The 544-nt window shown below is 48.7% G+C and carries 1 protein-coding gene; it reads right to left on the bottom strand.

Features of this window, described 5'->3' with window-relative positions:
* Positions 1-542 (bottom strand): IS4 family transposase (locus tag ACF8D4_RS07065; RefSeq protein WP_392464827.1); only part of this gene is annotated, 542 nt, incomplete at its 3' end.
* Positions 543-544: the final 2 nt, after the last annotated feature.

The following is a 544-nucleotide window of genomic DNA, read 5'->3' as shown; positions in this document are numbered from 1 at the left end:
GCGGCTAAATTCATTTCACTGACAGCAACAGAATCAAAGGCACTGTTCAATACCAAGTGGCTGCTTAACTCCATCATGCAAACCATGCGAATTTGAGGATAGGCAGCATCACCAGAAGCGTTGGCAGTTTTGGCAAAGGCCTGATTGTTTTGCTCACTATCAGGTGTTCGCCATACGATACCATCGACCCCATAGAGATTGAGTCCACACCAATGAGGATGCTCTGCTCTTTCATGCCAGGTCTTGGCACTTCGCTTAAACACATCTCGAACAACGTCGGAGCCCAGCCGCTTGCGCGCTTGCGTGACAGCGCTGCGCGCAACGTAATCCACCTCTTGAGGTAAGACGATATCAAGCTTATTGATGAGAGAGCGGACAGATTCGCCTCTGAACAGAGCCATACCAATCACCGCCCAAATCATGGCATCCATAGGTAACTTACGTCGCCTTAAACTGGCAACACCATGTGAATCAAGGCACGACTGAATTAAATCGGGCTCAAGTACATCGGCCAGACAGGTGAATTCGGTAAGACGATTAATAT

Source organism: Shewanella sp. YQ_9 (assembly GCF_043103185.1).
GTDB lineage: Bacteria > Pseudomonadota > Gammaproteobacteria > Enterobacterales > Shewanellaceae > Shewanella > Shewanella algae.
This window is presented reverse-complemented; position numbering and strand designations above follow the sequence as displayed.